A 24,594-nucleotide genomic window follows, 5' to 3' on the forward strand; every position below is an offset into this window, starting at 1 on the left:
TTCCTACTTGTGGATGAGCACGATGTCCTGTCCGGGGGACATCTCCCCGTGCGTCACCGCATCGCAGTGGGCGAGGTGCAGCGGTGCGATCGGGTCGCCGGGCAGCAGGTCGCGGCAGTGCTCGAAGGCCGCTCGCGCCTCGTCGGTGCGGCCGGCGTCGAACAGCGCGAAGGCGCGGTCGAACGCGGGCTGGGCCCGGCGTTTGGCCTCACGCAGCGGCATCGGGTCGTCGTCGTAGACCTCGGAGATGGTGACCGGCCGGCGCCGGTTGACCACCATCACGCGCTCCATCCGGCGGATGTCGAACTGGCCGGGGTCGGTCAACCGGGCGGACGTGGCGTCGGAGACGAGTAGCGCCGAACCGTAGCGTTTGTTGGTGCTCTCGATGCGCGCCGCCAGATTCACCGCGTCGCCGATGATGGTCAGCACCATGCGGTTCACCCCGCCGACCAGCCCGACACCCACGACGCCGGTGTTGATCCCGATGCCGACCCGCAGTTCCTGGGACCCGTGCGCCAGCCGGTCCTGGTTGTGCTCCCGCAGCGAGCGCAGCATCGCCAGGCCCGCGCGCACCGCGCTGTCCGGGCCGGAGTCGAAGACCGCGACGATCTCGTCACCGCGGACGTCCTGGATCATGCCGTTGCACGAGATGATCGGCACCTCGACGGCCCGCATGAACCCCATGGCGAGGTTGCTCGCCTCGGAGACGCTCATGTCCTCGAGCATCGTGGTGTAGCCACGGATGTCGGAGATGAGCACCGTCATCGTCCGCTCGACGCGGTATCCGCTGCGGACGCGGCGCAGGTCGTCGATGTCGAGGATGCGCAGCAGTTCGTTCGGAACGAACTTGGACTGCACGTCGATCAGCGAGCGCCGGTGTTCGTCGGCGGCCCGAAGCCGCTGTTCGAGCTGGAAGTTCCACAGGGGTGCGGCGGCCTGATCGCAGACGAACGCGACGGCCTCCTGCTGGACCGGGGTGAAATCGTGGCCCGGGTCCCGATGTTCGGCGTAGACGATGCCGATCACCCTGTCCTGCACCAGGATCGGGGTCGCCAGGACGGCCGCGACACGACGGGCGGCGTCGGACGGGACCCGCAGCGGCGCACCGCTTTCGGTCGCGCGGCGGACGACGCTCCTGTCGTAACGGACCTCGGTCCACGGCCCGTCGACGATCTCGGTGGTGTCGCCCTCGCGGACGGCGCGCACCACGAGGCCCTCGCCCTCGCCGGTGAGCAGCAGGATCCGGCCCGCGTCGGTGAGGTCGGCGACCGTCCCGAGGACGACGGTCGCGAGGCGGTCGGCGGTGCGGGCCCCCGACAACGCGCGCATCACGTGGTGTGCCGCGGAGGGGTCGACGCCGTCGGACTCGGCCGGGACGAGCTCGCGGCTCAGCAGCCACGGATGGGTACGGGCGAGTTTGGCGGCGCGCAGCGTCATCCCCTGGCGCAGCCACCGCTGGTGAGCGGTGCGCAGCAGGTGTTCGGCCAGCGAGCGCCGTCCGACGTCGGCGTAGTGGGTCGCGGCCTCTTCGTGGGCGAGCGCCGCGATCAACGGCAGTTGATGGCGGTCCGCGAGCGTCATCGCGCGTTCGAGGTGCAGCTCGGCCTTGCGGCGATGTCCGCCTGCCCGCGCCCACACCCCCTCCAGTAATTCGCAGGGGGCGGCATAGTTGGCGGGTGCGTCGACAGCCCATTTGCGGTGCAGATCCAGGGCCCGGTGCACGCACTGACGGGTCGCCCGGTCGCCGGGGGCGGCGTGGATCATGCTCAACGCCGCGATCAGGTGGTCGAGCTGGAAGATGGCCGTGCCCGCCATCCCGCCCGCGTGCGCGAGGGTTTCGGCGGCGGCGTCGGCGGCGCCGGGGTAGTCCCCGCACCAGAAGTACAGGCCCAGTTTCATCGTGGCGACGGTGCTCAGCGCGACCTCGTCGCCCTCGCGCCGGGCCGCGGCCAGCGCCTCGCGTTCGTCGTAGCCGCTCTCGCCCGCGAGCAGGAACGGGTCACCGCTGCGGCCCATCAGGTTCAGGCAGATCTGCTGGACGGCCTGGCAAAGCGCGCTGGGTACCGGTTGGGAACGGAATTCGGGTATCAGCGAGCGCGCCAGCGCGTCGATCTCCGTCAGCGGCCTGCCGATCCAGAACGACTGGGACAGCAGCGCCGCCGACAGGAAGCCCGCATATTCGTGATCGCCCTGGTCGAGCGCTTCGGTGACGGCGTCGCGGAGCCGGCTCAGACCGTCGCGCAGCGGGTGACGCCAGTGCCGGATGAAGTTCAGGCACATGAACACCGTCTGCGGGCGCGCCTCGAGGAACTCGTCGCGGTCGGCGAGTTGCATACTCACCTCTCCGAACCGCTGACTGCCTGCGCGGTCGCCGGTCATCACCAGCAGCAGCCCGAAGCTCACCATGACGAGCGGCGAGCTCGAGGTATGGCCATGGGCCAGGGTCAGGTCGAGTTGTCTGCGCACGATCAACGGGAAGAGGTTCGGTGCGACGATGTAGGACAGGCTGCGCAGTTCGGTGAGTATCCGCTGCGTCTCGATGACGCAGCGGTCCTCGCAGTGGGGGTGCGCCAGGAGTCGCTCGTCGGACCAGCGGCTCATCGTGAGTTTCATCCGCAGCACCGCGGCGGCCATGCGGGGCTTACCCGCGGCGGCGGGCAGGGGTTCACCGAGTTCGTCGAGGGCCCGCAGTCCGGTCTCCAGCGCCTCCTGCAGCCGGTTCTGCGCCACACAGCCCTTCAGGCGCAGGTACGCGAGCCGCGCGCGGTCGGCCGGTTCGACCAACATCACCTCGGCTTCGTCGAGCAGCGCGTGCAGCCCCGCGGTGTCACCGACGAGAAGGGCGGCGTTCGCGCCGTCTAGGTGCAGCTGCCGGGCCAGCGGGAAGTGCGCGGCCCAGCGGTCGTCGCCGAGTAGGTCGAGCGCGTTGCGGCAGCAGTCGAGCGCCAGCGGGAACGACGTCTGCGCCTTGGCTTTTCGAGCCGCTTGCTGCAGTACGTCGACGAAAGCGAGACGCTCCTGCTCGTCGATGACGCCGTGACCGCCGATGCCGAGGTGCCGCGCCGCTTCGAACAACCGGTCGTCGCCGTGCCGCATCAGTCGCCGACCGATCCGCAGGTGGGTCTGCCGCTTGTCGTCGGCGGACAGGCCCACCCGCGCCGCCTCGGCCACCCGGTCATGGCTGAAGCGGTATCGCGCGTCGTGACTGATCGCGTTGGCGATGCGGCGGCCACCGCCGTCGACGGCCTCGAGCAGGCGCAGTTCGAGTGCCGCCCAGAGCGCGTGGGCCACCACATCCGCCGGACGCCCCGCCGCCGCGGTCGCGTCGTCGAGGTCGAACTCCCCGCCGAAGCACGTCAGGGATCCCAGCAACGCGCGGTCGATCGGGCGCAGTTGGCCGAGGAGGTGGCCGAGGAACTCCGCCGTCGTCGCGGTCACCTCGATCGAGGCGAGAACCCGCAGATCCCAACAGGATCGACCGCCTGCCTCGGAGGTGGTCAGCGCGCCGTCACGCTGAGCGCGATGCAGGAGTTGCCGCACCTGCAGCGGATTGCCGCCGGTGCGGTGGTGGAACTCCGCCGCGACGTCACCGAGTTCCAGCCCCCGTCCGCACACCCCGGCCAGCAGCTCCTCCAGGTCCGTCCGGGTCAGCGGTGGCAGTTCGACGGTGCGCAACCGCGCCGAGGCGAGCCCGGCGCCGGCCGGGTCGAACCTCCCGGTCCGGTGCGTGCCCAGGACCAGGACGTTGCGCAGCGACGTCGTCAACAGCTCCGACAGCAGGAGCAGGGAATCCCGATCGGCCCACTGCAGATCGTCGATCGCCAGGACCACCGGCCGGAACGACGCCGTGTCCGAGATCAGGCGGATCGCGGCGCGGTGCAGCCGGCGGCGGGCCTCGGCGGCGTGGAGGTCGGTGACCTTCGTGGTGTCGCCGAGGACCCGGGCCACGTCGGGCACGAGGTCGCCGAGGACGCCTGACAGAGCCGACATCCCGGAGGTCAGGTCGGCGCGCCACCTGTCGCGCTCGGGTGCGGCGGTGGCCTCCATGGCCCGCACGAGCGCGCCGAGGCCGTCGGCCAGCGCCGCGTACGGCGCCGGTTGGCCGTCGCGGCACCGGCCGTAGGCGAAGACGCAGCCGTGCTCGGCGAGTTCGGCGCCGAAGGCCTGGACGAGGGTCGACTTCCCCACGCCCGGCGCGCCGCTGAGCAGAACGCATCCGCCGCCCTCGCGTTCGGCCGCCTCCACCTCCGCGCGCAGTTCGGCGAGCAACTCGCCGCGGCCCACCACACGACCGTCGAGATCGATCAGGTGAGCCGTCACGGCACCCGGGACGCCGTCGCGCGCGACGTTTGCCGACCGGCGCGCCACGGGGTTCGCCAGGTGATGCACATGTTCCGTCCTCCGCTGAACAGGGCAGGTCATCATCGTATTGACCGGCTCGTCAGCACGCAGCCGGGACAGCGGAACAGGAGAAATCGTATTTGCGCTGTCAACCAGTCTCGGCCGCGCCAGCTAACCGGCCGGGCGCCGGGAATAAGTCGGGGCCGCGATGACGCTGGTCACGGCATGACCCGACCTGACGCAGCTTCGCTCAACGACTTCAACAAGGCCATCGTCCAGGAGTTCCGGAACAACAACGGTGTGGTGGGTGGACCCTTCGAAGGCGCCACGCTGCTGCTCCTGCACACCGTCGGCGCCAAGTCCGGCGAGCCGCGGTTGTCGCCGCTGGCGTACCTGACCGTCGACGGCAAGATGCTCATCGTCGGGTCGTACGCCGGTGCGCCCAAGGATCCGGCGTGGGTGCACAACCTGCGGAAGAACCCGAGGGCCCACATCGAGGTGGGGACGGAGGCCTACGACGTCGAGGTGCGGGAGTTGCCGCGCGAGGAACGCGACGCCCTGTACGCCACGATCGTCGAGATGGCGCCCACGTTCGGGGAGTATCAGGCGAACACCGACCGCGTCATCCCGCTGTTCGAACTCACGCGGATCTGAGGTTCCGTCCCACTCTCACTGTACGGCCGGGGTGGGGGCTTGCGGCAAGGCCCCTGACCTGCTGCACAATCGCCGTCCAGCTACTACGGACGGGGGTTGTCGTGCCGAGACCTTTCGACGTTCACGAGTCGGGTGCGTACCTGCACGGCACGCGTGCCGACCTGGAGGTGGGTGACCGGTTGGTGCCGGGGCGCCCGTCGAACTTCGAGGACGGGCGCGTGTCGAACCACGTGTACGTGACGCAGACGCTCGACGCGGCGGTGTGGGGCGCCGAACTCGCCAGGGGCGCGGGCCGGCCCCGCATCTACCTCGTGGAACCCGAGGGTGCGCTGGAGGACGACCCGAACGTGACGGACAAGAAGTTCCCCGGCAACCCGACCCGCTCCTACCGCACCCGCGAGCCCGTCACGGTCGTGGGCGAGCTGACCGACTGGGCGGGGCATTCGCCCGAACAGCTCCAGGCCATGCGGGACGGGCTCGCGGAGATGCAGCGGCGGGGCACCGCCGTCATCGACGACTGAATGCGGTCATGTCAGAGCCGTTCGACGATCGTCGCGTTGGCCATGCCGCCCGCCTCGCACATCGTCTGCAGCCCGTAGCGGCCGCCGCGCTGCTCCAGCGCGTTGACCAACGTGGTCATGATCCGCACACCACTGGCGCCCAGGGGATGTCCGAGCGCGATCGCGCCGCCGTTGACGTTGGTCTTCGCGAGGTCCGCCCCGGTGTCGCGGGCCCAGGCCAGCACCACGGGAGCGAAGGCCTCGTTCACCTCGAACAGGTCGATGTCGGACAGTGCCAGGCCTGCGCGTGTGAGCACCTTCTCCGTCGCGGGGATCACCCCGGTCAGCATGTAGAGCGGATCGGAGCCGACCGCGGTCGCGGTGTGGATGCGCGCCAGCGGGCGCAGTCCGAGCCGGGAGGCGGTCTCCGTCGTGGTGATCATGACCGCGGCGCTGCCGTCCGACAGCGGTGACGAGTTGCCCGCGGTGATCTGCCAGCCGATCTGGGGGAAGCGCTCCTCGTAGGCCGGATGGTGGAATGCCGGCTTGAGGCCGGCCAGGGTCTGCACGCTGGTGCCGGGACGGATGATCTCGTCGGTGGCCAGCCCGGCCACCGGGGCCAACTCCTGGTCGAACAGGCCGGCCTTGGTCGCGGCGGCGGCCTTCTCGTGGCTGTTCGCCGAGAACTCGTCGAGCTGGGTGCGCGAGAGCCCCCACTTCGCGGCGATCAGTTCGGCCGAGATGCCCTGCGGCACAAGTCCGTCCGGGTAGCGTCGGGCGAAGTCGTCGCCGAACGGATTGCTGCCGGGGAGCACCGACGAACCCATCGGGACACGGCTCATCGACTCCACGCCTGCGGCGATCACGATGTCGTACGCGCCCGACGCGACGCCCTGTGCCGCGAAGCTGATGGCCTGCTGGCTGCTGCCGCACTGCCGGTCGACGGTGGTGCCGGGCACCGACTCCGGAAAGCCCGCGCCCAGGAGCGCGTTGCGGGCGATGTTGACGGCCTGATCGCCGACCTGGGTGACCGCGCCGGCGATGACGTCGTCGATCTGCGCGGGGTCGACGCCGGTCCGGCCGACCAGTTCGCGCAGGCTGTGGGCCAGCAGGTCGGCGGGCAGCACCCCGTGCAACGCGCCACCCGGTTTGCCCTTGCCGATCGGTGTCCGGACCGCCCCGACGATGACGGCGTCGCGCCCTGTGAACCCGCTCATGACTGCTCTCCTCTGAGTATGGTTGCGGCTACCTAGACAGGTGTACCACCTAGGTATAGTGAGAACAACTCAGGCAGGGGGATGATTCCGTGACCGTGCTGCAGGGGCCGTTGGCCGACCGCGACGCCTGGTCGGCGGTCGGGCAGTGCCCGATCGAGAAGACGATGGCGCTGCTGGGCACCAAGACGACGATGTTGCTGATGCGCGAGGCGTTCTACGGCACCACCCGGTTCGAGGATTTCTGGCGACGGGTGGGCGTGACCAAGGCCGCCGCCGCCGCGCGGCTGGCCGAACTGGTCGACGCCGGCCTGCTCGAGCGCAGGCCCTATCAGGAGCCCGGTCAGCGGCGCCGCGACGAATACGTGCTGACCGACGCCGGTCGTGACTTCATGCCGGTGGTGTGGGCGCTGTTCGAGTGGGGCCGGCGCCACATCGACGACAGTCGACTGCGGTTGACCCACCTCGGTTGTGGAGAGGAGGCGACCGTCGAGATCCGGTGCGCGGCGGGCCACGAGGTGCCCGCCGACGAACTCGGTGTGCGACTGGTCAGACGCAGTCGGGCCAACACGCCCTGACGTCACCCGGGTGGGCGCTACTGTCGGCCCGTGCTGCATCTGCGGGTCGTCGCGCCGGAGGATCTGCGGGATCCGGTGCTCGACGTGCTGCGCCGCGAAGTCGGCGTGGCGAACATCCTGCTGTACCCCGGCGTCTCCCTGGACCCGGCCGGCGACGAGATCACCGCGGACATCGCGCGCGAATGCGCCAATGACGTCATCAAGCACCTCAAGGATCTCGACGTGCAGCATCGCGGTGCCATCACCCTCGAAATACTCGACACCGTGCTGTCGACCCGCGCCCACCGAGCCGAGGACGAAGCCGACGGGGATCCCGCCGACGCGGTGATCTGGGACGAATTGATCGGGCGCACAAGGGAAGAGGCCACCCTGAGCGTCACCTTCCTGATGTTCCTCACCCTGGCCTGTCTGCTCACCGCGATCGGGGTGGTCACCGACTCCACGGTCACCGTCGTCGGCGCCATGGTGCTGGGTCCGGAGTTCGGCCCCCTCGCGGCGCTGGCCGTCGCGCTGGTGCAACGCCGGGCCACGCTCGCGCGGCGCGCCGCACTGGCCCTCATCGTCGGGTTTCCCGTCGCGATGGGGATCACCGCGGTGTGCACCATGGCGGCCGAGGCGATGGGTTGGTTGACGGTGGAGGCGGTCGCGAACGTCGACGAGGTCGACTTCATCTTCAAGGTCGGCCCGGTCTCGTTCATCGTGGCGCTGCTGGCCGGTGCGGCGGGCATGCTCTCGCTGGTCTCGGCGAAGGCCACCGGGCTGGTCGGCGTGTTCATCTCGGTCTACACGGTGACCGCGGCGGGGTTCGCCGTCGTCGCCGCGACCGTCGGGCAGTGGGACGTCGCGGGCAAGTCGGCGCTGCAACTGCTGGTGAATCTGGTCGGCATCGTGGTGGCCGGCGTGCTGGTCCTGAAGCTGCGGCCAAAGGGCACGCTCATCCCGCGCGTCGCTCAGACGTGAACGCCACGGGGCATGCGGGTCACCGCACCATGTGATGGGATCAGCGGATGGACACCCCCGGCTGGATGGACCGGTCCGATCTCGGCGAGACGCATGCCCGGCCGTCGATCGGGGTGCGTACCGTGCTGCGGTGATGGTCCTGTCTGCCGAGGGTCCCTCCGGACCCGCCGATGTCGACGGCGTGCTCGCCGAATACCGCGCCGCCCGCGCCCAGCAGGCGCTGTTCGACGTGCGGGGCGGCGCCGGTTCCGGGTACGACGAGTTCGTCGACGCTGCGGGGGATATCAGGCCCGCATGGCGGGAGCTGGCGCAGTGTGTGGTCGAGCGCGGCCGGGGCGGGCTGGACCGGTTGCGGGCGGTCGTACGCAGCCTGGTCGACAACGACGGCATCACCTACATCCACGTCGACCAGCACGGTGACGCGGGAACCGACGACGACGCGGTACCCGGTCCGTGGCGCCTCGACGGCCTGCCGCTGGTGATCTCCGCCGAGGACTGGGACCGCCTGGAAACCGGTCTGGTGCAACGCTCGCGGCTGCTCGACGCGGTGCTGACCGACCTGTACGGCCCGCAGCGGTCGATCACCAGCGGGGTGCTGCCGCCCCAACTGGTGTTCGGTCACCCCGGGTACCTGCGCGCAGCGCGCGGCATCGAGATCCCCGGCCGCCGTCAGCTCTTCATGCACGGATGCGACGTCAGCCGCACCGCCGACGGCTCGTTCAGCGTCAACGCCGACTGGACCCAGGCGCCGTCCGGCGCGGGTTATGCGCTGGCGGACCGTCGCGTGGTGGCCCACGCCGTTCCGGAACTGTACGAACAGCTCGGACCGCGGCCGGCGTCACCATGGGCACAGGCGCTGCGCCTGGCGCTGATCGACGCGGCGCCGGAATCCGCGGAGGACCCCGTCGTCGTGGTGCTCAGTCCGGGCATCCACTCCGAGACCGCGTTCGACCAGGCCTATCTCGCCAGCGTGCTCGGCTTCCCCATGGTGGAGAGCGCCGATCTGGTGGTGCGCGACGGCAAGCTGTGGATGCGTTCGCTCGGCACCCTCAAACGGGTCGACGTCGTGCTGCGCCGGGTGGACGCGGACTACGCCGACCCGCTCGATCTGCGCGCCGACTCCCGCCTCGGGGTGGTCGGCCTGGTCGAGGCGCTGCGGCGCGGCACGGTGACGGTGGTCAACACGCTCGGCAGCGGCATCCTGGAGAGCCCCGCGCTGCTGCGGTTCCTGCCCGAACTCGCCGAGGAACTGCTCGGGGAGACACCGCTGCTGGCCGGCGCGCCGGTCTACTGGGGAGGCATCGACCTGGAACGCTCGCATCTGCTCGCCAATGCCGGGTCGCTGTTGCTCACCCCGGTCACCGGCGGCGACACCGTCGTCGGGCCCGCGCTGTCGCGACGTCAGCGCGACGACCTGGTCGCGCGGATCGACTCGGCCCCCTGGCAATGGGTCGGCCGAGAACTGCCGCAGTTCTCCTCGGCGCCCACGCTCCACCGCAGGGGCGGACTGTCGGCGGCCGGGGTGGGCATGCGGTTGTTCACCGTCGCACAGCGCGGCGGGTACGCGCCGATGGTGGGCGGACTCGGCTATCTCCTGGCGCCGGGCAACTCCGCGTACACGCTGGACAGTGTTGCGGCCAAGGACATCTGGATCCGCACCCCGGCCCGCGTGACCGCCGAGCGCGCGGTGCCCGCCGAAGCGGACGTCGTCGCACCCCCGGCGCCGGCCACACCGGGCCGCACCTACGAGATCAGCTCCCCGCGCGTGCTGTCGGACCTGTTCTGGCTGGGCCGTTACGCCGAACGGGCCGAGTACACCGCCCGACTGCTCAACGTCACCCGCGAGCGCTACCACGAATACCGGTACCGACAGGAGATGGACGGCAGCGCCTGCGTCCCGGTGCTGCTGACCGCGATCGGCACGCTCACCGGCACCGACACCGGTGCAGGCGGGGACCACGCCGAGATGATCGCGATCGCGCCGACCACGCTGTGGGCGGTCACCGCCGACCGGCACCGCGCCGGATCCCTGGCCCAGTCCGTCGAACGGCTCGGACTGGCGGCCCGGTCGGTGCGCGACCAGATGTCGAACGACACGTGGATGGTGCTCGCGGCCGTCGAACGCGCGGTGCTCCGATCCTCCTCGGCGCCACCGGAATCGAAGACCGAAGGCGACGCCTACCTGGCGTCGGCGCACAGTGCGACGCTGGCCGGGATGCTGGCACTGTCCGGTGTCGCAGCCGAGTCGATGATCCGCGACGCCGGCTGGACGATGATGGACATCGGCAAGCGCATCGAGCGCGCCATCGGGCTGACCGCGTTGCTGCGCGCCACACTCGTCGAGGCGCGCACCCCGGACGCCGAGCAGACGATCACCGAATCGACCCTGGTGGCGTGTGAGTCGTCCGTCATCTACCGCCGCCGGATGCTGGGCACGGTCAGCGTGGCCGCCGTGGCCGACCTGCTGCTGTTCGATGCGGAGAATCCGCGCTCGCTGGTCTACCAGTTCGACCGGCTGCGGGCGGGGTTGCGCGCACTGCCCGGATCGTCGGGCTCGTCGCGTCCGGAACGCCTCGTCGACGACCTCATCACCCGGTTGCGCCGCGTCGACCCGGCCGACCTCGAAGACGTCTCGGCCGGTGGCCGGCGACACGAACTCGCCGAGTTGCTCGACGGCGTGCAGCGCGACCTGCGCGCGCTGTCCAGGGTCATCACCGCGACGCACCTCTCGTTGCCCGGCGGGATGCAGCCGCTGTGGGGTCCCGCCGAGCGGCGGCTGGTCCCGTGACCGGCGGCGCCGCGGCCACCCGCGCCTACCGGGTCACCCACCGCACGGTGTACCGCTACTCCGACGTGGTCACCAACTCCTACGGGCGCGGTTTCCTGACCCCGAGGGATTCGCCGCGCCAGCGCCGCCTGACCCACGAACTGCTGATCGATCCGGAGGCCGCCGACAGCTCCACCAGCCGCGACACGTACGGCAACCTCAGCTCGTATTTCCATGTCACCGAACGTCATCGGACCTTGAGCGTCATCAGCAGATCGCTGGTCGAAGTGGACCCACCACCGGAGAACATCCATGCGGGCGGATCGGCCAGGGCGCCGTGGGAGCTCGCCCGGCCGGTCGGCGCCGACGGCGCACTGGCCACCGAGTTCACCCTCGACCTGCAGCCACCGGAGATCACCGTGGCCGTACGCGATTACGCCGCAGCGAGTTTCGCACCAGGCCGGCCGTTGATCGAGGTGTTGGGCGACCTCACCTCGCGAATCCACCGCGACTTCACCTACCGATCGGGGTCCACCACCGTGTCCACCAAGGTCAGCGAGGTTTTGGCGGCGCGCGAAGGGGTATGCCAGGACTTCGCCCGGCTGGCGATCGCCTGCCTGCGCGCGAACGGTCTGGCCGCCAGCTACGTCTCGGGTTACCTGGCGACCGATCCCCCTCCCGGAAAGGAACGCATGGTAGGCATCGATGCGACGCATGCCTGGGCTTCGGTGTGGACACCGCAGAACCAGTGGCTCGGACTGGATCCGACCAACGACCAGATGGAGGACGAGCGGTACATCGTGGTGGGCATCGGCCGCGACTACGCCGACGTCCCGCCGCTGCGCGGCATCATCTACACCGACTCGGACAGCAGCGAGATCGAGGTGTCGGTCGACGTGGCGCCCGTCGAGTCCGCCACCGGGGGAGTGCGCTGATGCGGGACTTCAACTGCCCCAACTGCGGTCAGCGGCTGGCTTTCGAGAACTCGCTGTGCCTCAACTGCGGGAGCGCGCTCGGGTTCTCGCTCGACGACATGGCACTTCTGGTGATCGCACCGCCGAAGGAGAGCGATCACGCCGGTGCGGTGTCGGCACGGCAGTACCAGTTGTGCGCCAACATGCATCTCGCGGAGTGCAACTGGCTGGTGGAGAGGGGGCCGGTCACCCTGCTGTGCGAGGCCTGCGCGCTGACCCGCACCCGGCCCAACGACGCCGACGCCAAGGCGCTGGCGGCGTTCGCCGTCGCCGAACGGGCCAAGCGCCGCCTGATCGCCGAACTGCGCGAACTCAAACTGCCGATCGTCGGCCGCGACGAGGACCCGGACTACGGGCTGGCCTTCGACCTGCTCTCCAGCGCGGAGGAGAAGGTCTTCACCGGTCACGCCAACGGGGTCATCACCCTGGACCTCGCCGAAGGCGACGACGTGCACCGCGAACAGCTGCGCGTCGCGATGGACGAACCGTACCGGACCCTGCTCGGCCACTTCCGCCACGAGATCGGGCACTACTACTTCTACCGCCTGGTCGGCCCGTCACCCACCTACCTCGAGAGGTTCGGTGACCTCTTCGGGGACCCCGACCTGGATTATCAGGCGGCGCTGGACCGCCACTACAGCGAGGGCGCCCCGGCGGGCTGGGAGGACGATTACGTCTCGTCCTACGCCACCATGCACCCGGCCGAGGACTGGGCCGAGACCTTCGCCCACTACCTGCACATCCGCGACACGCTCGACACCGCCGCGGCCTTCGGGTTCGCGCCGGCCGGCGCCACCTTCGAACGACGGGTGCTCGGCCCCAGCGGATTCGACACCATCATCGAGATGTGGCTGCCGCTGTCGTGGGCGCTGAACATGGTGAACCGGTCGATGGGCCGCGAGGATCTGTACCCGTTCGTGCTGCCGCCACCGGTGCTCGACAAGATGCGCTTCATCCACAACGTCATCGACGAGGTGACCGCGGACCCGACCAAACTCGCCGGCTCGGCCGCCTCCCAACAGCACCAGCAGGGCTAGCCGGGCAACACGCGGGGCGGCGTTCGGCCGCCGACCCGGTCGCCGTCCCTACGATCACCCGGTGACCGATCGCTACGGCCGCGACGTGCTGGCCCGCAACCCCCATGCGCCCAAGCGGGCGCGCTCCACCGAACAGCCCGTGGAACCGGGAATGGTGGTGGAGGACGCGCAATCCGGATACGTCGGCGCGGTCGTGCGGGTCGAGTCCGGGCGGGTCGAACTCGAGGACCGCCACGGCAGGGTGCGGGTGTTCCCGCTGGGGCCCGGATTCCTGCTCGACGGACGTCCGGTCATCCTGACCGCGCCACGCCGTGCGCCCACACCGGCGGCGCGCACCGCCTCGGGTTCGGTCGCGGTGGCCGGTGCCCGCGCCAAGGTGGCGCTGGCCAGCCGTATCTACGTCGAAGGCCGCCACGACGCCGAACTCGTCGAACAGGTCTGGGGCGACGATCTGCGCATCGAGGGCGTGGTCGTCGAGCACCTCGGCGGGGTCGACGACCTTGCGGCGATCGTCGACGACTTCCGGCCCGGCCCGGGCCGTCGCCTCGGCGTGCTGGTCGACCACCTGGTCACCGGCTCCAAGGAGTCGCGCATCGCCGACGCGGTTCGGCGGGGCGCCCACGGTGCGCACACGCTGGTGGTCGGCCACCCGTACGTCGACATCTGGCAGGCGGTGAAACCGGCCAGGCTCGGGGTGGCGGCGTGGCCGGCGGTGCCGCGCGGGGTGGACTGGAAGCACGGTCTGTGCGCGGCACTGGGCTGGCCGCACGAGACCCAGGCCGATATCGCCCGGGCGTGGCAGCGCATCCGCGGCAGCGTCCGGGACTGGACGGACCTGGAGCCCGAGCTCATCGGACGCGTCGAGGAACTCATCGATTTCGTGACGGCGCCCCCGTCGCCGTGACGTGGTAAGCACGAGACGTGTCCGACTCGCTGTTCGATCTGCCGGCTGACGGACCCGTCGCGCTGACCGGTTCGACGGCCGGCGCACCGGCGTCCGCGCCGCTGGCGGTCCGGATGCGGCCGGCCGGCCTCGAGGAGGTGGTCGGCCAGGAGCACCTGCTGAAACCGCATTCGCCGTTGCGCCGCCTGGTCGAGGGTTCCGGTGCCGCGTCGGTGATCCTGTACGGCCCGCCCGGCACCGGGAAGACCACGCTGGCCTCGCTCATCTCGCACGCGACCGGCCGCCGCTTCGAGGCCCTCTCGGCGTTGTCGGCCGGGGTGAAGGAAGTGCGCGCCGTCATCGAGACCGCACGTCAAGGCGTCCTGCGGGGGCAGCAGACGGTGTTGTTCATCGACGAGGTGCACCGGTTCTCCAAGACCCAGCAGGACGCGCTGCTGGCCGCGGTCGAGAACCGGGTGGTCCTGCTCGTGGCGGCGACGACGGAGAACCCGTCCTTCTCGGTGGTGGCGCCGCTGCTGTCGCGCTCGCTGATCCTGCAGTTGCAGCCGTTGACGCCCGACAGCATCGCCGCGGTGGTCCGCCGCGCGGTCGCCGACCCGCGCGGGCTCGGGGGCAGCGTGGAGGTCAGCGACGAGGCGGTGGACCTGATCGTGCAGCTCTCGGCCGGCGACGCGCGCCGGGCGCTGACGGCGCTGGAGGTCGCCGCCGAATCCGCCGCGGCGGCCGACGGCCGGGTGTCCGTCGACATCGTCGAACAGTCCCTGGACAAGGCAGCGGTGCGCTACGACCGGGACGGCGACCAGCACTACGACGTCGTCAGCGCGTTCATCAAATCCGTCCGCGGGTCCGACGTCGACGCGGCGCTGCACTACCTCGCGCGGATGCTGGTGGCGGGGGAGGACCCCCGGTTCATCGCGCGCCGGCTGATGATCCTCGCCAGCGAGGACATCGGCATGGCCGACCCGACCGCGCTGCCCACCGCCGTCGCCGCCGCGCAGACCGTGCAGCTGATCGGGATGCCCGAGGCGCAACTGACGTTGGCGCACGCGACCGTGCACCTCGCCACCGCCGCGAAGTCCAACGCGGTCACCACGGCGCTCGGGGCGGCGATGAACGATGTGCGCAACGGCAAGGCCGGCCAGGTGCCCGCGCACCTGCGCGACGGCCACTACTCGGGTGCGGCCGAGCTCGGTAACGCCGTCGGCTACGTCTACGCCCACGATCACCCGGACGGGGTTGTGCCGCAACAGTATCCGCCGGACGAACTGGTGGGTGTGGACTACTACCGGCCCACCGGGCGCGGTGCCGAACGGGAGATCGGCGGCCGTCTCGACCGGTTGCGCGCCATGATCCGCAAGCGCCGCTGACCCGACCCTTGACACCGACGCCGCACGCGCCTACCGTTGTAATCAACAAAAGCATTGATCAAGGATATGGTTTACCAATGTCGGATGGTGCGAGCGACGAGCAGTTGGACCGGGCGTTCATGGCGCTCGCCGACCCCGTGCGGCGGGCGATCGTGGCGCGGCTGTCCCGCGGGCCCGCCACCGTCAACGAGCTGGCCGCACCGTTCGACATCACCAAGCAGGCCGTCTCCAGGCACATCGGGGTGCTCGAGCAGGCGGGGCTGGTCACCCGCACCCGCGACGCGCAGCGGCGCCCGGTGCATCTGGACGCCGCCGCCCTAGAGCGGCTCACCGGCTGGATCGACCGCTACCGGCTCGACGCCGAACGCAGCTACCGCCGGCTGGACGCCCTGCTGGCCCAGACGACCGTGACGACAACCGAAACCCCAGAGAAAGGACGACCATGACCAAGGCACTCGATCTCGTCGCGCCGGTGGACACGCTGGCCATGGACTACACCCGCGACTTCGACGCACCCGTCGCCGCGCTGTTCCGCGCACATGCCGAACCCGATCTGGTCACCCAGTGGCTCGGTCCGCACGGCCTCGAGATGTCCATCGAGCGTTGGGATTTCCGCACCGGCGGCGGCTACCGCTACCTGCATTCGGATGAGAACGGCACGTATGCGTTCAACGGTGTCTTCCACACGGTGCGCGAGGACCTGGTGATCCAGACCTTCGAGTTCGAGGGCGCGCCCGACATGGTCAACATCGAGTTCCTCTGGTTCGAGGATCTCGGGGACGGGCGCAGCCGGCTGCGGGGCCGGTCGATCTGCCCGAACACCGAGGCCCGCGATGCGCTGCTGTCCTCGGGGATGGAACGAGGTATGACGGAGGGCTACGAGCGTCTCGACGCTCTGCTGCCCACGTTGTGACGGACACGGCGAACGCCACGGTAGGCCCACGCGCGCCGCGTCGATGAGGGACGATGTCGCCGTGCCCCAGCGAGGCGTATTGGCCCGCATCGCGGCCGTCTCCATCGCCGCGCCGCGGCGGATCATCGCGGCCGCGATTTTGGCCGCGGTCGCCGCCGCGGTGTTCGGAGTCCCCGTCGCCGGAAAACTGTCCGCCGGTGGCTTCGAGGATCCCGCCGCCGAATCCTCGCGCGCCGCAGCGTTACTCGCCGAACGGTTCGATCAGGGTGACACCCAGCTGCTCATCACCGTCACCTCGCCGCGAGGAGCGACCACCGATCCGGCCCGCGCCGTCGGCACCGACATCGTCGACACCCTGCGCCGCTCACCGCACGTCGTATCGGTGACGTCGGCCTGGACGGAGACGGGCCCCGCCGCCGAGAGACTGCTCAGCGAGGACGGTGACACCGGGCTGGTGGTCGCCGGCGTCACCGGCGGGGACGAGGCCGCCCGCACCGCCGAGGAACTCGTCCAGACCGTCGGGGGCGACCGCAGCACACGCGACGGGGTGACGGTTCGGGCCGGGGGCGTCGCGATGGTCGACGGCCAGATCACCGCCCAGACCGAGCGAGACCTGTTGCTGATGGAGTCGATCGCGATCCCCTTCAGCTTCCTCGTCCTGGTCTGGGTGTTCGGCGGGCTGCTGGCGGCCGCGGTGCCGGTGGCCGTGGGGCTGATCGCCATCGTCGGCTCGCTCGCCGTGCTGCACGTCATCACGTTCGTCACCGACGTGTCGATCTTCGCCCTGAATCTCTGCATGGCGATGGGCCTGGCGCTCGCCATCGACTACACCCTTCTCATGGTCAGCCGCTACCGCGACGAACTGGAGGCCGGCCACGAGCGCGACGCCGCGCTGACCCGGATGATGCTCAGCGCCGGCCGCACGGTGGTGTTCTCCGCGACGACGGTGGCGCTGCCGATGCTGACGATGGTGCTGTTCCCGATGTACTTCCTCAAGTCGTTCGCCTACGCCGGGGTGGCGACGGTGGTGTTCGCGGCCGTGGCCGCCCTGGTGCTCACCCCGGCCGCGATCGCCGTGCTCGGTGACCGGATCGATGCGCTGGACGTGCGGCGGTTCGGCCGGCGCCTACTGGGCCGTCCCGAACCCGCCCGCAAACCCGTTCAGCGCCAATTCTGGTACCGCAGCACGACTTTCGTCATGCACCGGGCTGTGCCGATCGGGTTGGCCGGCATCGCGGTGCTGGCCGTGCTCGGTCTCCCGTTCCTGGGGGTGCGGTGGGGGCTTCCCGACGATCGCGTGCTGCCGCAGTCGGCCTCCGCGCACGAGGTCGGTGACCAGTTGCGCACCGAGTTCGCGGCGGATCCGGCGACCGCTGTCACCGTGGTGATCCCCGACGCGCGTGAGGTGACCGAATCCGCGCTGAGCCGCTACGCCACCGACCTGTCGCGCGTCGAGGACGTGTCATCGGTGTCGGCGCCCACGGGCACCTACGTCGCCGGAAGGCGGGTCGGACCCCCGTCGGCGGCGACCGGGATGCACGACGGCAGCGCGTTCCTCACCGTCTCCACCGACGCGCCGCTGTTCTCGGATCGGTCGACCGCACAACTCGACCGGTTGCATCGGCTCCCCGGGCCCGCCGGACGCCCCGTCGAACTGGCCGGTGTGGCCCCGAGCAACCGCGACAGCGTCGCCGCGATCACGTCGCGCCTCCCGCTGGTGCTCGGGCTCATCGCGGCGTCGACGTTCTGCCTGCTCTTCCTGCTGACCGCGAGCGTGGTGCTGCCGCTGAAGGCGTTGCTGCTCAACGTGCTGTCGCTGAGCGCGGCCTTCGGCGCCATGGTCTGGATCTTCCAGGAGGGTCACCTCGGCGGGTTGGGCACCACCCCCACCGGGACGCTCGTGGCCAACATCCCCGTGCTGCTGTTCTGCATCGCGTTCGGGTTGTCGATGGACTACGAGGTGTTCCTGATGTCGCGGATCCGCGAGTTCTGGCTGGCGTCGGCACGCACCGCGGCCGACGTGACCGAGAGCGTCGCGCTCGGGTTGGCGCGGACCGGACGTGTCGTCACCGCGGCCGCACTCGTGATGTCGATCAGCTTCGCGGCGCTGATCGCGGCGAACGTGTCGTTCATGCGGATGTTCGGGCTGGGACTGAGCCTCGCAGTACTGGCCGACGCCACGCTCGTGCGGATGGTGCTGGTGCCGGCGTTCATGAGGGTGCTCGGGCGGTGGAACTGGTGGTCGCCGAAAGCCCTGCTGCGCCTGCACCGCCGGATCGGGCTCAGTGAGAGCCGGGTTCCGGATCCGGTGTGACGAGCGCACCGCCACATATGAACGCCGGCGTCAAAATCTGTCTCGGCTTGGTGGGTCGGCAGGCAAAGACCTGGAGAAACGGTGCTCGATGGCGCGGATTCGGCGACGACATGTGACGCACGTCACGTCGGTTATGGCGGACGGGAGTGGAGCGTCGACGGCGTACCCGGCGCGCGGGATTGCACTCGGCGAACTCGCTAGCCGGGCTTTGTTCGGTGCCCGCAGGGTCGACCACAGACAGTGGTCGCCCGTCAAAGATCAACGCGCACAGGGCCTCACGAAGTGGGGCGGGGTTTCCGCGCGCCGGCGGGAGAAGACGCGGGTGCCACACCGTTAACGCCTCACCGGAAAGTCGCCCCCATTTCGACGGTGCCGTCGAATGACGCATTCCGGCCGCGGCAAATGTGGTGGTCGTTCTCGACAAATGCGGCCCGAAGAATTCACGATCAAGATCGTGTAATTCGACAGCAAATGACGTGAACGGCGGCGAAACTTGCTTATAAAAGAATGTTCTGGCAAATTCACGTTCTGGCTACGCGGAGCGCGCGATTGGTCGGACTGCGCGTTCTGCGCCACCCGTCCTGCCCGCCGCGGAACGCACCTGTACGTGCCGGTAGTCCTGTTCATCATCCCAGCTCATCGCTGCTTACGCGGCGAAGCCGGCGCGGCGGCGGTCTGCCACAATCTCCGTCGTCGATGTATCGCGGGGCGCCGAACGGAGGCGCAGGCGCCGACGATGAGGCACGCGGTTGCCGCCGAGAGGCAAAGCGTTGATATTCCGACGAAAACGGCTTCGCGGATGATTCGAGTCGCACCGATCGGGGTAGCTTGATATTTACCGGTTGAAACCGAAACGTCAGATGTGGAGCGGCCGAACGACCGACCCGTCGGGATCGAGGAGAGGACATCATGGCCAACGGAGCGAAAGTGGCACTGGCGGTCGGCGCGGGATACTTCCTGGGCAGGACCCGCAAGATGCGGTTGGCGCTGATGCTCGCGGGCGCCGGTCTCACCGGAAAGTTCCCCTCCGGCCCAACCGAACTCGCCGCACAGGGTTTGAAATCCCTGGGCGCGTCCGCGGATGTGACGCAACTGAGTGAGCAACTCCGCGGTGAACTCCTCGGCGCAGCCAGGGCGGCCGCGCTCGCCGCCGCGACCAGCCGGGTCAACGCACTCAACGACCGACTTCAGGACGTCACGTCGGCCGTCGACACCGACCAGGTGCTCGACGACGTCGGAGGGACCGTCGGGGGCGTCGGGGACACCGTCACCGGGTTGGGCGACCAGCTCGCACCGGCTGCCGGGTCGAGGCGCCGTCGCAAGGCAGCACGGGAACCGGAGCCCGAGGACGCCTACGACGACGAGGACGTCGAGGACGAGGCCGACGACGAAGCTCTGGATGTCGACGAAGACGCCGACGAAGACGCCGACGACGAGGACTTCGAGGACACCGACCTCGACGAAGAGCTCGACGAGGAACCGGAACCCGAGCCGGAACCGGCGCCGCGGCGACGTCGGGTCACCCGTCAGCCCACCGCGGCGAAGACCGCGATGCGTCGGTCCTCGCGGGCCACCGCCGCCGACGAGCCGGCGACATCCGCGGCGCGTCACGGCCGTTCGTCCACCAGGCGGTCACCGATACGGCGAGGACGGTGAGAGCGATGGCGCAACAACCAGGCGGCGCGACCAAGGGCGCGGGCCCGTTACAGGAATCGTTGCAGACGCTGGCCGGGACGTTCGCCCAGCGTGCGGTCACCTCGGCGTCCAATCGCATGAGCGGCACGACGCAACGGCTGACCGACTATGCGCAGAGCGGCGGCCAAGGCGGTCTCCTGGCGGCCGCGACCGGCGCCGACAAGCTGCTCTCGGGCGACTCGCCCGTGAAAGCGGCGGTGGCCGGCGGTGTCTCCGGTGCGAAGGAGAAGGTCAAGGAAACGCTGCAAAACGTCACCGGAGCCATCACCGGCAAGAGCAAGGGCGGCGGCAAGGGCCTCAAGGTCACCAACATCGTCGAGCAGATCGACGTCGGGGTGCCGGTGGAACTCGCTTACCGCCAGTGGACGCAGTTCGCCGAGTTCCCGAAATTCATGAAGAAGGTGGAGCAGGTCGAGCAGGTCTCCGACGAGAAGCTGACCTGGAAGGCGCAGGTCTTCCTCTCCCACCGCAGCTGGGAGTCGACCATCACCGAGCAGGTGCCCAACGAGCGGATCGTCTGGCGTTCCAAGGGCGACAAGGGATACGTCGACGGCGCCATCACCTTCCACGAGTTGACGCCGAACCTGACCCGCGTGATCGTCGTCCTGGAGTACCACCCGCAGGGCCTCTTCGAGCGCACCGGCAATCTGTGGCGGGCCCAGGGCCGGCGGGTCCGCCTGGAGCTCAAGCACTTCCAACGCCACGTGATGACCCATGCCGTCCTCAACGCCGAGGACATCGAAGGCTGGACGGGCGAGATCCGCGACGGGGAGGTCGTCTCCGACGGAGCCGGGGAGCCGAAGGAGCAGGACGCCGAGAACCAGGAAGCCCGCGACGAGGAGAGTCCGCCGCCGAAACGACGGCGGGCCGTGAGCCGGAACCGGGACACGGGCAACGGCGGATCGCCGGCACGGCGAGCCGCAAAACCACAAAGGAGTCGAGCATGACCACAGCGATCCAACCCGCCGGCGCGGCGGGCGGGGGTTCGGATTCGAGCGGCCTGGCCGATGTCATCGACACGATCCTCGACAAGGGACTCGTGCTCGACGCGTACGTCCGGGTGTCGGTGGTCGGCATCGAGATCCTCACCATCGACGCCCGTGTGGTCGTCGCCAGCGTCGACACCTATCTGCGTTTCGCCGATGCGGTCAACCGGCTCGACATCGCGAACGAAGACCCGAAGTCCGACCTCGGCGGCCTGGTCGGCGACGTGGCGGAGGGCGCCACCAGCGGCGTGGCGAAGGGCAAGACGCAGGGTGTGCTGGACGCGGCGGGGGAGAAGCTCGGCGACCTCCTCAACCAGAACCAGTCGCAGCCGCGAAAAGCCACCAGAGTTCGGAGCCGAAGAGAAGACCGATGAGCGCTGAGGAACTGGAGAACGCGGTGTACATATACGGCATCGTTCCCGCCGACGTGCAGGTCGAAGACGACGCCGAGGGCGTCGGGGACCCACCGGGCAAGGTCGAGACGGTACGGGAAGGCAAGATCGCCGCGCTCGTGAGCGAGGTGCCGACCGGCCACGCACTCGGCACACCCGACGATCTGCGGGCACACGCCCATCTCCTGGACGGGGCGGCGGCGGTTGCGCCGGTACTACCGTTGCGATTCGGCGCGGTGATGACCGATGCCGCCGCGGTCGCCGAGGAACTCCTGCGCGCACACCACGACGAGTTCCTCGAGACCCTCACCAAACTGGAAGGGCACGCCCAGTACATCGTCAAGGGCCGGTACGACGAGCAGACATTCCTGCGCGACCTCCTCGAGGAGAGTGAGCAGGCTCGCCTGCTGCGCGACGACATCAGGGCCAAACCCGAAGACGCGTCCCGTGATTCGCGGATGGCGCTCGGTGAGCTGATCGCGAACGCGATCGAGGCCAAACGGCAGGCGGACACCGCCACGGCGGTCGACGCGCTCAACTCGGTCGCCCGGTCGGTCAACGTCCGCGAACCCACTCACGAGTTCGATGCCGTCAACGTCGCCGTGCTCCTGGAAGTGGCGCGGGAAGAGGAACTGGAAGCCGCCGTGGACAAACTCGCCGAGAACGCAGGGGAACGGGTCGACCTGCGGCTGCTCGGACCGATGGCGGCCTACGACTTCGTCGTGACCGCCAATCCGGCGGGGTGACCGATGGGTCTGTTCTCCGCTGTCTTCCTGGCCCCGCTGCTGCCGGTCCGCGGGGTGATCTCCCTCGCGGAGGTCATCCAGCGGCAGGTCGAGCAGGAGATGAACGATCCTGCGCGGACGCGCCGTCAGCTGGAGGCTCTCGAGGAGGCCCGCGAGAGGGGCGAGATCTCCGCCGAGGAAGAGAAGGCGGCCCAGCAGGAGATCCTGAAATCGCGGGTGACCCAGAAGTCCCCCGAACCGCCGCCTGAGAGTGGGTGAGGCACATGGCAGAACGCTCGCGCGCACGACCGGGTGACGACGGTGAGCCCGAACCCCCGCCCCTGCTGGCGAGGGAAGCGGTCGATCTGGCCCGGGAACACATCACGGGCATGACCGGCCGCGACACGGTGCAGACCACCTCGGTGGCACCGACCAGGGGCGGCGGCTGGGTGGTCGAAGTCGAGGTGGTGGAGGATCGCCGGATCCCGTCGTCGTCGGACATCCTCGCGCTCTACGAAGTCGAACTGGACGTCGACGGAGAGCTGCTCACCTACCGGCGGACCCGCCGGTACATGCGCGGGCAGACCGGTAACGGCAACGGGGGTGGTGGCTAGTGACGCTCGCGGGCGACGACGGTTATTCGCCGGCACCACGTGGTTACGGATCGCCGGTGAGCGGGTCCTCGTCCTCCACGAATCTCGGCGACATCCTGGAGCGGGTGCTCGACAAGGGCATCGTCATCGCCGGGGACATCCGGGTCAACCTGCTCGACATCGAACTGCTGACGATCAAACTGCGGCTGGTCATCGCGTCTCTGGACACCGCACGGGAGGTCGGCATCGACTGGTGGGTGAGCGATCCGTGGCTGTCCGGCAAGGCGTCGAATCTGCAGCTGGAGAACGATCGGCTGCGCGCCCGGATCGAAGCCCTCGAGGCAGGCAACGGCGAGCGCAGCGCGGTCGAGGCCCAGTACACGGAGCTCGAGGATGAGTTCTGAGGGCACCGGTGTCTGGGTCTATGCGATCGTGTCCGGCGATCGGGCGGCCGAGCGCATCGCCGGTCTGCGCGGCGTGGCCGACGAACCCGTACGGGTCGTGACCGCAGGCGATCTCGCCGCCGCGGTCGGCACCGTTCCGCTCGGCGAGTTCGGCCAGGATGCGCTGCGCCGGAACCTGGAGGATCTGGACTGGCTCGGCGCCAAGGCGCGTGCCCACGACGCCGTGGTGTCGGCCGTCGCCCGGTCCGGACCCGTCATCCCGGTCCGGATGACCACGGTCTATCTCGGCGACGACCGGGTGGGGGCGTTGCTCGAGAGCCGGCGGCCGGACTTCCACGCGGCGCTGTCCCGGGTCACCGGCCGGGTGGAACTCGGTGTCCGCGCGTACGCCGATGCGAAAGCGCTCGTCCCACAGCAGGACCCGCAGCCCGAGTCGGGTGCGCGACGATCGGGTGCGGCGTATCTCATGCGCCGCAAACGCGCACTCGAACATCAGGAGCTCGCGCACGGGACGGCCGCCGCGGCCGCCGACCGGATCCACGCCGCCCTGCTTCGGTTCGCGACAGACGGCAAGCGGAAACCGGTGGCGGACAACAGCCTCTCCGGGCGGGCCGCCTGGACCGTGTTGAACGGCACCTACCTGGTCGACGACGACCGGGCAGGCGAATTCCGTTCGCTCGTCGACGAACTCGAGCAGGGCACCGCGGGGATCGAACTGGAGATCACCGGACCGTGGCCGCCGTACTCCTTCGCGGGGGATGTGGTCGCCGATGACTGACGTGGCACCCGCCGACAACACCCGCGAGATCGCGCTGGTCGACCTGCTCGACCGGGTCCTGGCCGGCGGCGTGGTGATCAGCGGCGACATCACGCTGTCCATCGCCGACGTCGACATGGTGGTCATCTCCCTGCGGACACTGATCTCCTCGGTCGGCACACTGCTGGGTCCTGCCGTCGACGGTGATCGATGACCGATCCGGAGCCTGCGCGCCGCCAACGCATCAACTCCGATCCGGAGAGCGTGGAACGCGGTCTGGTGAGCCTGGTGCTGACGCTGGTCGAACTCCTGCGTCAGCTCATGGAACGGCAGGCGATCAGACGCGTCGACGCCGGTGATCTCACCGACGAACAGATCGAGCGCATCGGCACGACGCTGATGCTGCTCGAAGAGAAGATGGAAGAACTGCGGGAGCACTTCGGGCTCGAACCCGAGGACCTCAACATCGACCTCGGTCCACTGGGGCCCCTCTTACCCCGAGAGCCCGGCTGACGGTTG

At 69.7% G+C, this 24,594-nt stretch carries 24 protein-coding genes; 22 read left to right on the forward strand and 2 right to left on the reverse strand.

Annotated features, from left to right (window positions below):
* Window positions 1-3: 3 nt before the first annotated feature.
* On the reverse strand, window positions 4-4,308 hold the full coding sequence (locus tag AU196_RS05460) for an AAA family ATPase (protein ID WP_231737382.1): 4,305 nt from the start codon (window positions 4,306-4,308) through the stop codon (window positions 4-6).
* A 258-nt stretch (window positions 4,309-4,566) separates the two neighbouring features.
* On the opposite strand from AU196_RS05460, the gene AU196_RS05465 reads away from it, so the two are divergent.
* Both AU196_RS05465 and arr read left to right on the forward strand, forming a co-directional pair.
* On the forward strand, window positions 4,567-4,995 hold the full coding sequence (locus tag AU196_RS05465) for a nitroreductase family deazaflavin-dependent oxidoreductase (RefSeq protein ID WP_059094073.1): 429 nt from the start codon (window positions 4,567-4,569) through the stop codon (window positions 4,993-4,995).
* A gap of 101 nt (window positions 4,996-5,096) precedes the next feature.
* Window positions 5,097-5,516 carry an NAD(+)--rifampin ADP-ribosyltransferase gene (gene arr, locus AU196_RS05470; protein ID WP_059094074.1) on the forward strand — a complete coding sequence of 140 codons (420 nt, stop codon included), beginning with the start codon at window positions 5,097-5,099 and terminating at the stop codon, window positions 5,514-5,516.
* An 11-nt stretch (window positions 5,517-5,527) separates the two neighbouring features.
* Here arr and AU196_RS05475 read toward each other — a convergent pair whose 3' ends face one another.
* The gene (locus tag AU196_RS05475) at window positions 5,528-6,712 is read right to left on the reverse strand and encodes a thiolase family protein (RefSeq protein ID WP_059094075.1); all 1,185 of its coding nucleotides are present in this window, start codon (window positions 6,710-6,712) and stop codon (window positions 5,528-5,530) included.
* Window positions 6,713-6,801: 89 nt separating this feature from the next.
* Here AU196_RS05475 and AU196_RS05480 point away from each other — a divergent pair, with 89 nt between their 5' ends.
* The 20 genes from AU196_RS05480 to AU196_RS05575 all read left to right on the forward strand — a co-directional run bounded on the left by AU196_RS05480 (window position 6,802) and on the right by AU196_RS05575 (window position 24,588).
* Window positions 6,802-7,287 carry a winged helix-turn-helix transcriptional regulator gene (locus tag AU196_RS05480; protein ID WP_059094076.1) on the forward strand — a complete coding sequence of 162 codons (486 nt, stop codon included), beginning with the start codon at window positions 6,802-6,804 and terminating at the stop codon, window positions 7,285-7,287.
* 30 nt (window positions 7,288-7,317) lie between these two features.
* The gene (locus tag AU196_RS05485) at window positions 7,318-8,247 is read left to right on the forward strand and encodes a DUF389 domain-containing protein (RefSeq protein WP_059094077.1); all 930 of its coding nucleotides are present in this window, start codon (window positions 7,318-7,320) and stop codon (window positions 8,245-8,247) included.
* A gap of 133 nt (window positions 8,248-8,380) precedes the next feature.
* Window positions 8,381-11,035, forward strand: a complete 2,655-nt coding sequence (locus AU196_RS05490) for a circularly permuted type 2 ATP-grasp protein (protein WP_059094078.1) — start codon at window positions 8,381-8,383, stop codon at window positions 11,033-11,035.
* A complete protein-coding gene (locus AU196_RS05495; RefSeq protein WP_157546047.1) occupies window positions 11,032-11,949 on the forward strand; it encodes a transglutaminase family protein in 918 nt (305 codons plus the stop codon). Before AU196_RS05490 ends, AU196_RS05495 begins: the two co-directional genes overlap by 4 nt.
* Window positions 11,949-13,025, forward strand: a complete 1,077-nt coding sequence (locus AU196_RS05500) for a zinc-binding metallopeptidase family protein (protein ID WP_059094080.1) — start codon at window positions 11,949-11,951, stop codon at window positions 13,023-13,025. Before AU196_RS05495 ends, AU196_RS05500 begins: the two co-directional genes overlap by 1 nt.
* Window positions 13,026-13,086: 61 nt before the next feature.
* Window positions 13,087-13,929, forward strand: coding sequence for a DUF3097 domain-containing protein (locus tag AU196_RS05505; RefSeq protein ID WP_059094081.1), 843 nt, complete (start codon window positions 13,087-13,089; stop codon window positions 13,927-13,929).
* 17 nt (window positions 13,930-13,946) lie between these two features.
* A complete protein-coding gene (locus AU196_RS05510; protein WP_059094082.1) occupies window positions 13,947-15,296 on the forward strand; it encodes a replication-associated recombination protein A in 1,350 nt (449 codons plus the stop codon).
* 77 nt (window positions 15,297-15,373) lie between these two features.
* On the forward strand, window positions 15,374-15,742 hold the full coding sequence (locus AU196_RS05515) for an ArsR/SmtB family transcription factor (RefSeq protein WP_059094083.1): 369 nt from the start codon (window positions 15,374-15,376) through the stop codon (window positions 15,740-15,742).
* Window positions 15,739-16,209 carry an SRPBCC family protein gene (locus AU196_RS05520; protein ID WP_059094084.1) on the forward strand — a complete coding sequence of 157 codons (471 nt, stop codon included), beginning with the start codon at window positions 15,739-15,741 and terminating at the stop codon, window positions 16,207-16,209. The genes AU196_RS05515 and AU196_RS05520 overlap by 4 nt, the downstream gene beginning before the upstream one ends.
* A gap of 43 nt (window positions 16,210-16,252) precedes the next feature.
* On the forward strand, window positions 16,253-18,523 hold the full coding sequence (locus tag AU196_RS05525; protein WP_059094085.1) for an MMPL family transporter: 2,271 nt from the start codon (window positions 16,253-16,255) through the stop codon (window positions 18,521-18,523).
* A 909-nt stretch (window positions 18,524-19,432) separates the two neighbouring features.
* On the forward strand, window positions 19,433-20,179 hold the full coding sequence (locus tag AU196_RS05530; protein WP_059094086.1) for a hypothetical protein: 747 nt from the start codon (window positions 19,433-19,435) through the stop codon (window positions 20,177-20,179).
* A 5-nt stretch (window positions 20,180-20,184) separates the two neighbouring features.
* Complete coding sequence (locus AU196_RS05535) at window positions 20,185-21,165, forward strand: SRPBCC family protein (RefSeq protein ID WP_059094087.1); 981 nt, start codon at window positions 20,185-20,187, stop codon at window positions 21,163-21,165.
* The gene (locus AU196_RS05540; RefSeq protein WP_059094088.1) at window positions 21,162-21,578 is read left to right on the forward strand and encodes a gas vesicle structural protein GvpA; all 417 of its coding nucleotides are present in this window, start codon (window positions 21,162-21,164) and stop codon (window positions 21,576-21,578) included. Before AU196_RS05535 ends, AU196_RS05540 begins: the two co-directional genes overlap by 4 nt.
* Window positions 21,575-22,342, forward strand: a complete 768-nt coding sequence (locus AU196_RS05545; protein WP_059094089.1) for a GvpL/GvpF family gas vesicle protein — start codon at window positions 21,575-21,577, stop codon at window positions 22,340-22,342. Before AU196_RS05540 ends, AU196_RS05545 begins: the two co-directional genes overlap by 4 nt.
* A gap of 3 nt (window positions 22,343-22,345) precedes the next feature.
* Window positions 22,346-22,600 (forward strand): gas vesicle protein GvpG, encoded by a 255-nt coding sequence (locus tag AU196_RS05550; protein WP_059094090.1) that lies wholly within the window; start codon window positions 22,346-22,348, stop codon window positions 22,598-22,600.
* Between the two features lie 5 nt (window positions 22,601-22,605).
* Window positions 22,606-22,935, forward strand: a complete 330-nt coding sequence (gene gvpO, locus AU196_RS05555) for a gas vesicle protein GvpO (protein ID WP_059094091.1) — start codon at window positions 22,606-22,608, stop codon at window positions 22,933-22,935.
* Window positions 22,935-23,318, forward strand: coding sequence for a gas vesicle protein (locus AU196_RS05560; protein WP_059094092.1), 384 nt, complete (start codon window positions 22,935-22,937; stop codon window positions 23,316-23,318). The genes gvpO and AU196_RS05560 overlap by 1 nt, the downstream gene beginning before the upstream one ends.
* A complete protein-coding gene (locus AU196_RS05565) occupies window positions 23,308-24,096 on the forward strand; it encodes a GvpL/GvpF family gas vesicle protein (RefSeq protein WP_059094093.1) in 789 nt (262 codons plus the stop codon). The genes AU196_RS05560 and AU196_RS05565 overlap by 11 nt, the downstream gene beginning before the upstream one ends.
* Complete coding sequence (locus AU196_RS05570) at window positions 24,089-24,289, forward strand: gas vesicle protein (protein WP_059094153.1); 201 nt, start codon at window positions 24,089-24,091, stop codon at window positions 24,287-24,289. The genes AU196_RS05565 and AU196_RS05570 overlap by 8 nt, the downstream gene beginning before the upstream one ends.
* Window positions 24,286-24,588 (forward strand): gas vesicle protein K, encoded by a 303-nt coding sequence (locus tag AU196_RS05575; protein WP_059094094.1) that lies wholly within the window; start codon window positions 24,286-24,288, stop codon window positions 24,586-24,588. The genes AU196_RS05570 and AU196_RS05575 overlap by 4 nt, the downstream gene beginning before the upstream one ends.
* Window positions 24,589-24,594 lie beyond the last annotated feature (6 nt).

This window comes from Mycobacterium sp. IS-1742 (genome assembly GCF_001500125.1).
Lineage (GTDB): Bacteria > Actinomycetota > Actinomycetes > Mycobacteriales > Mycobacteriaceae > Mycobacterium.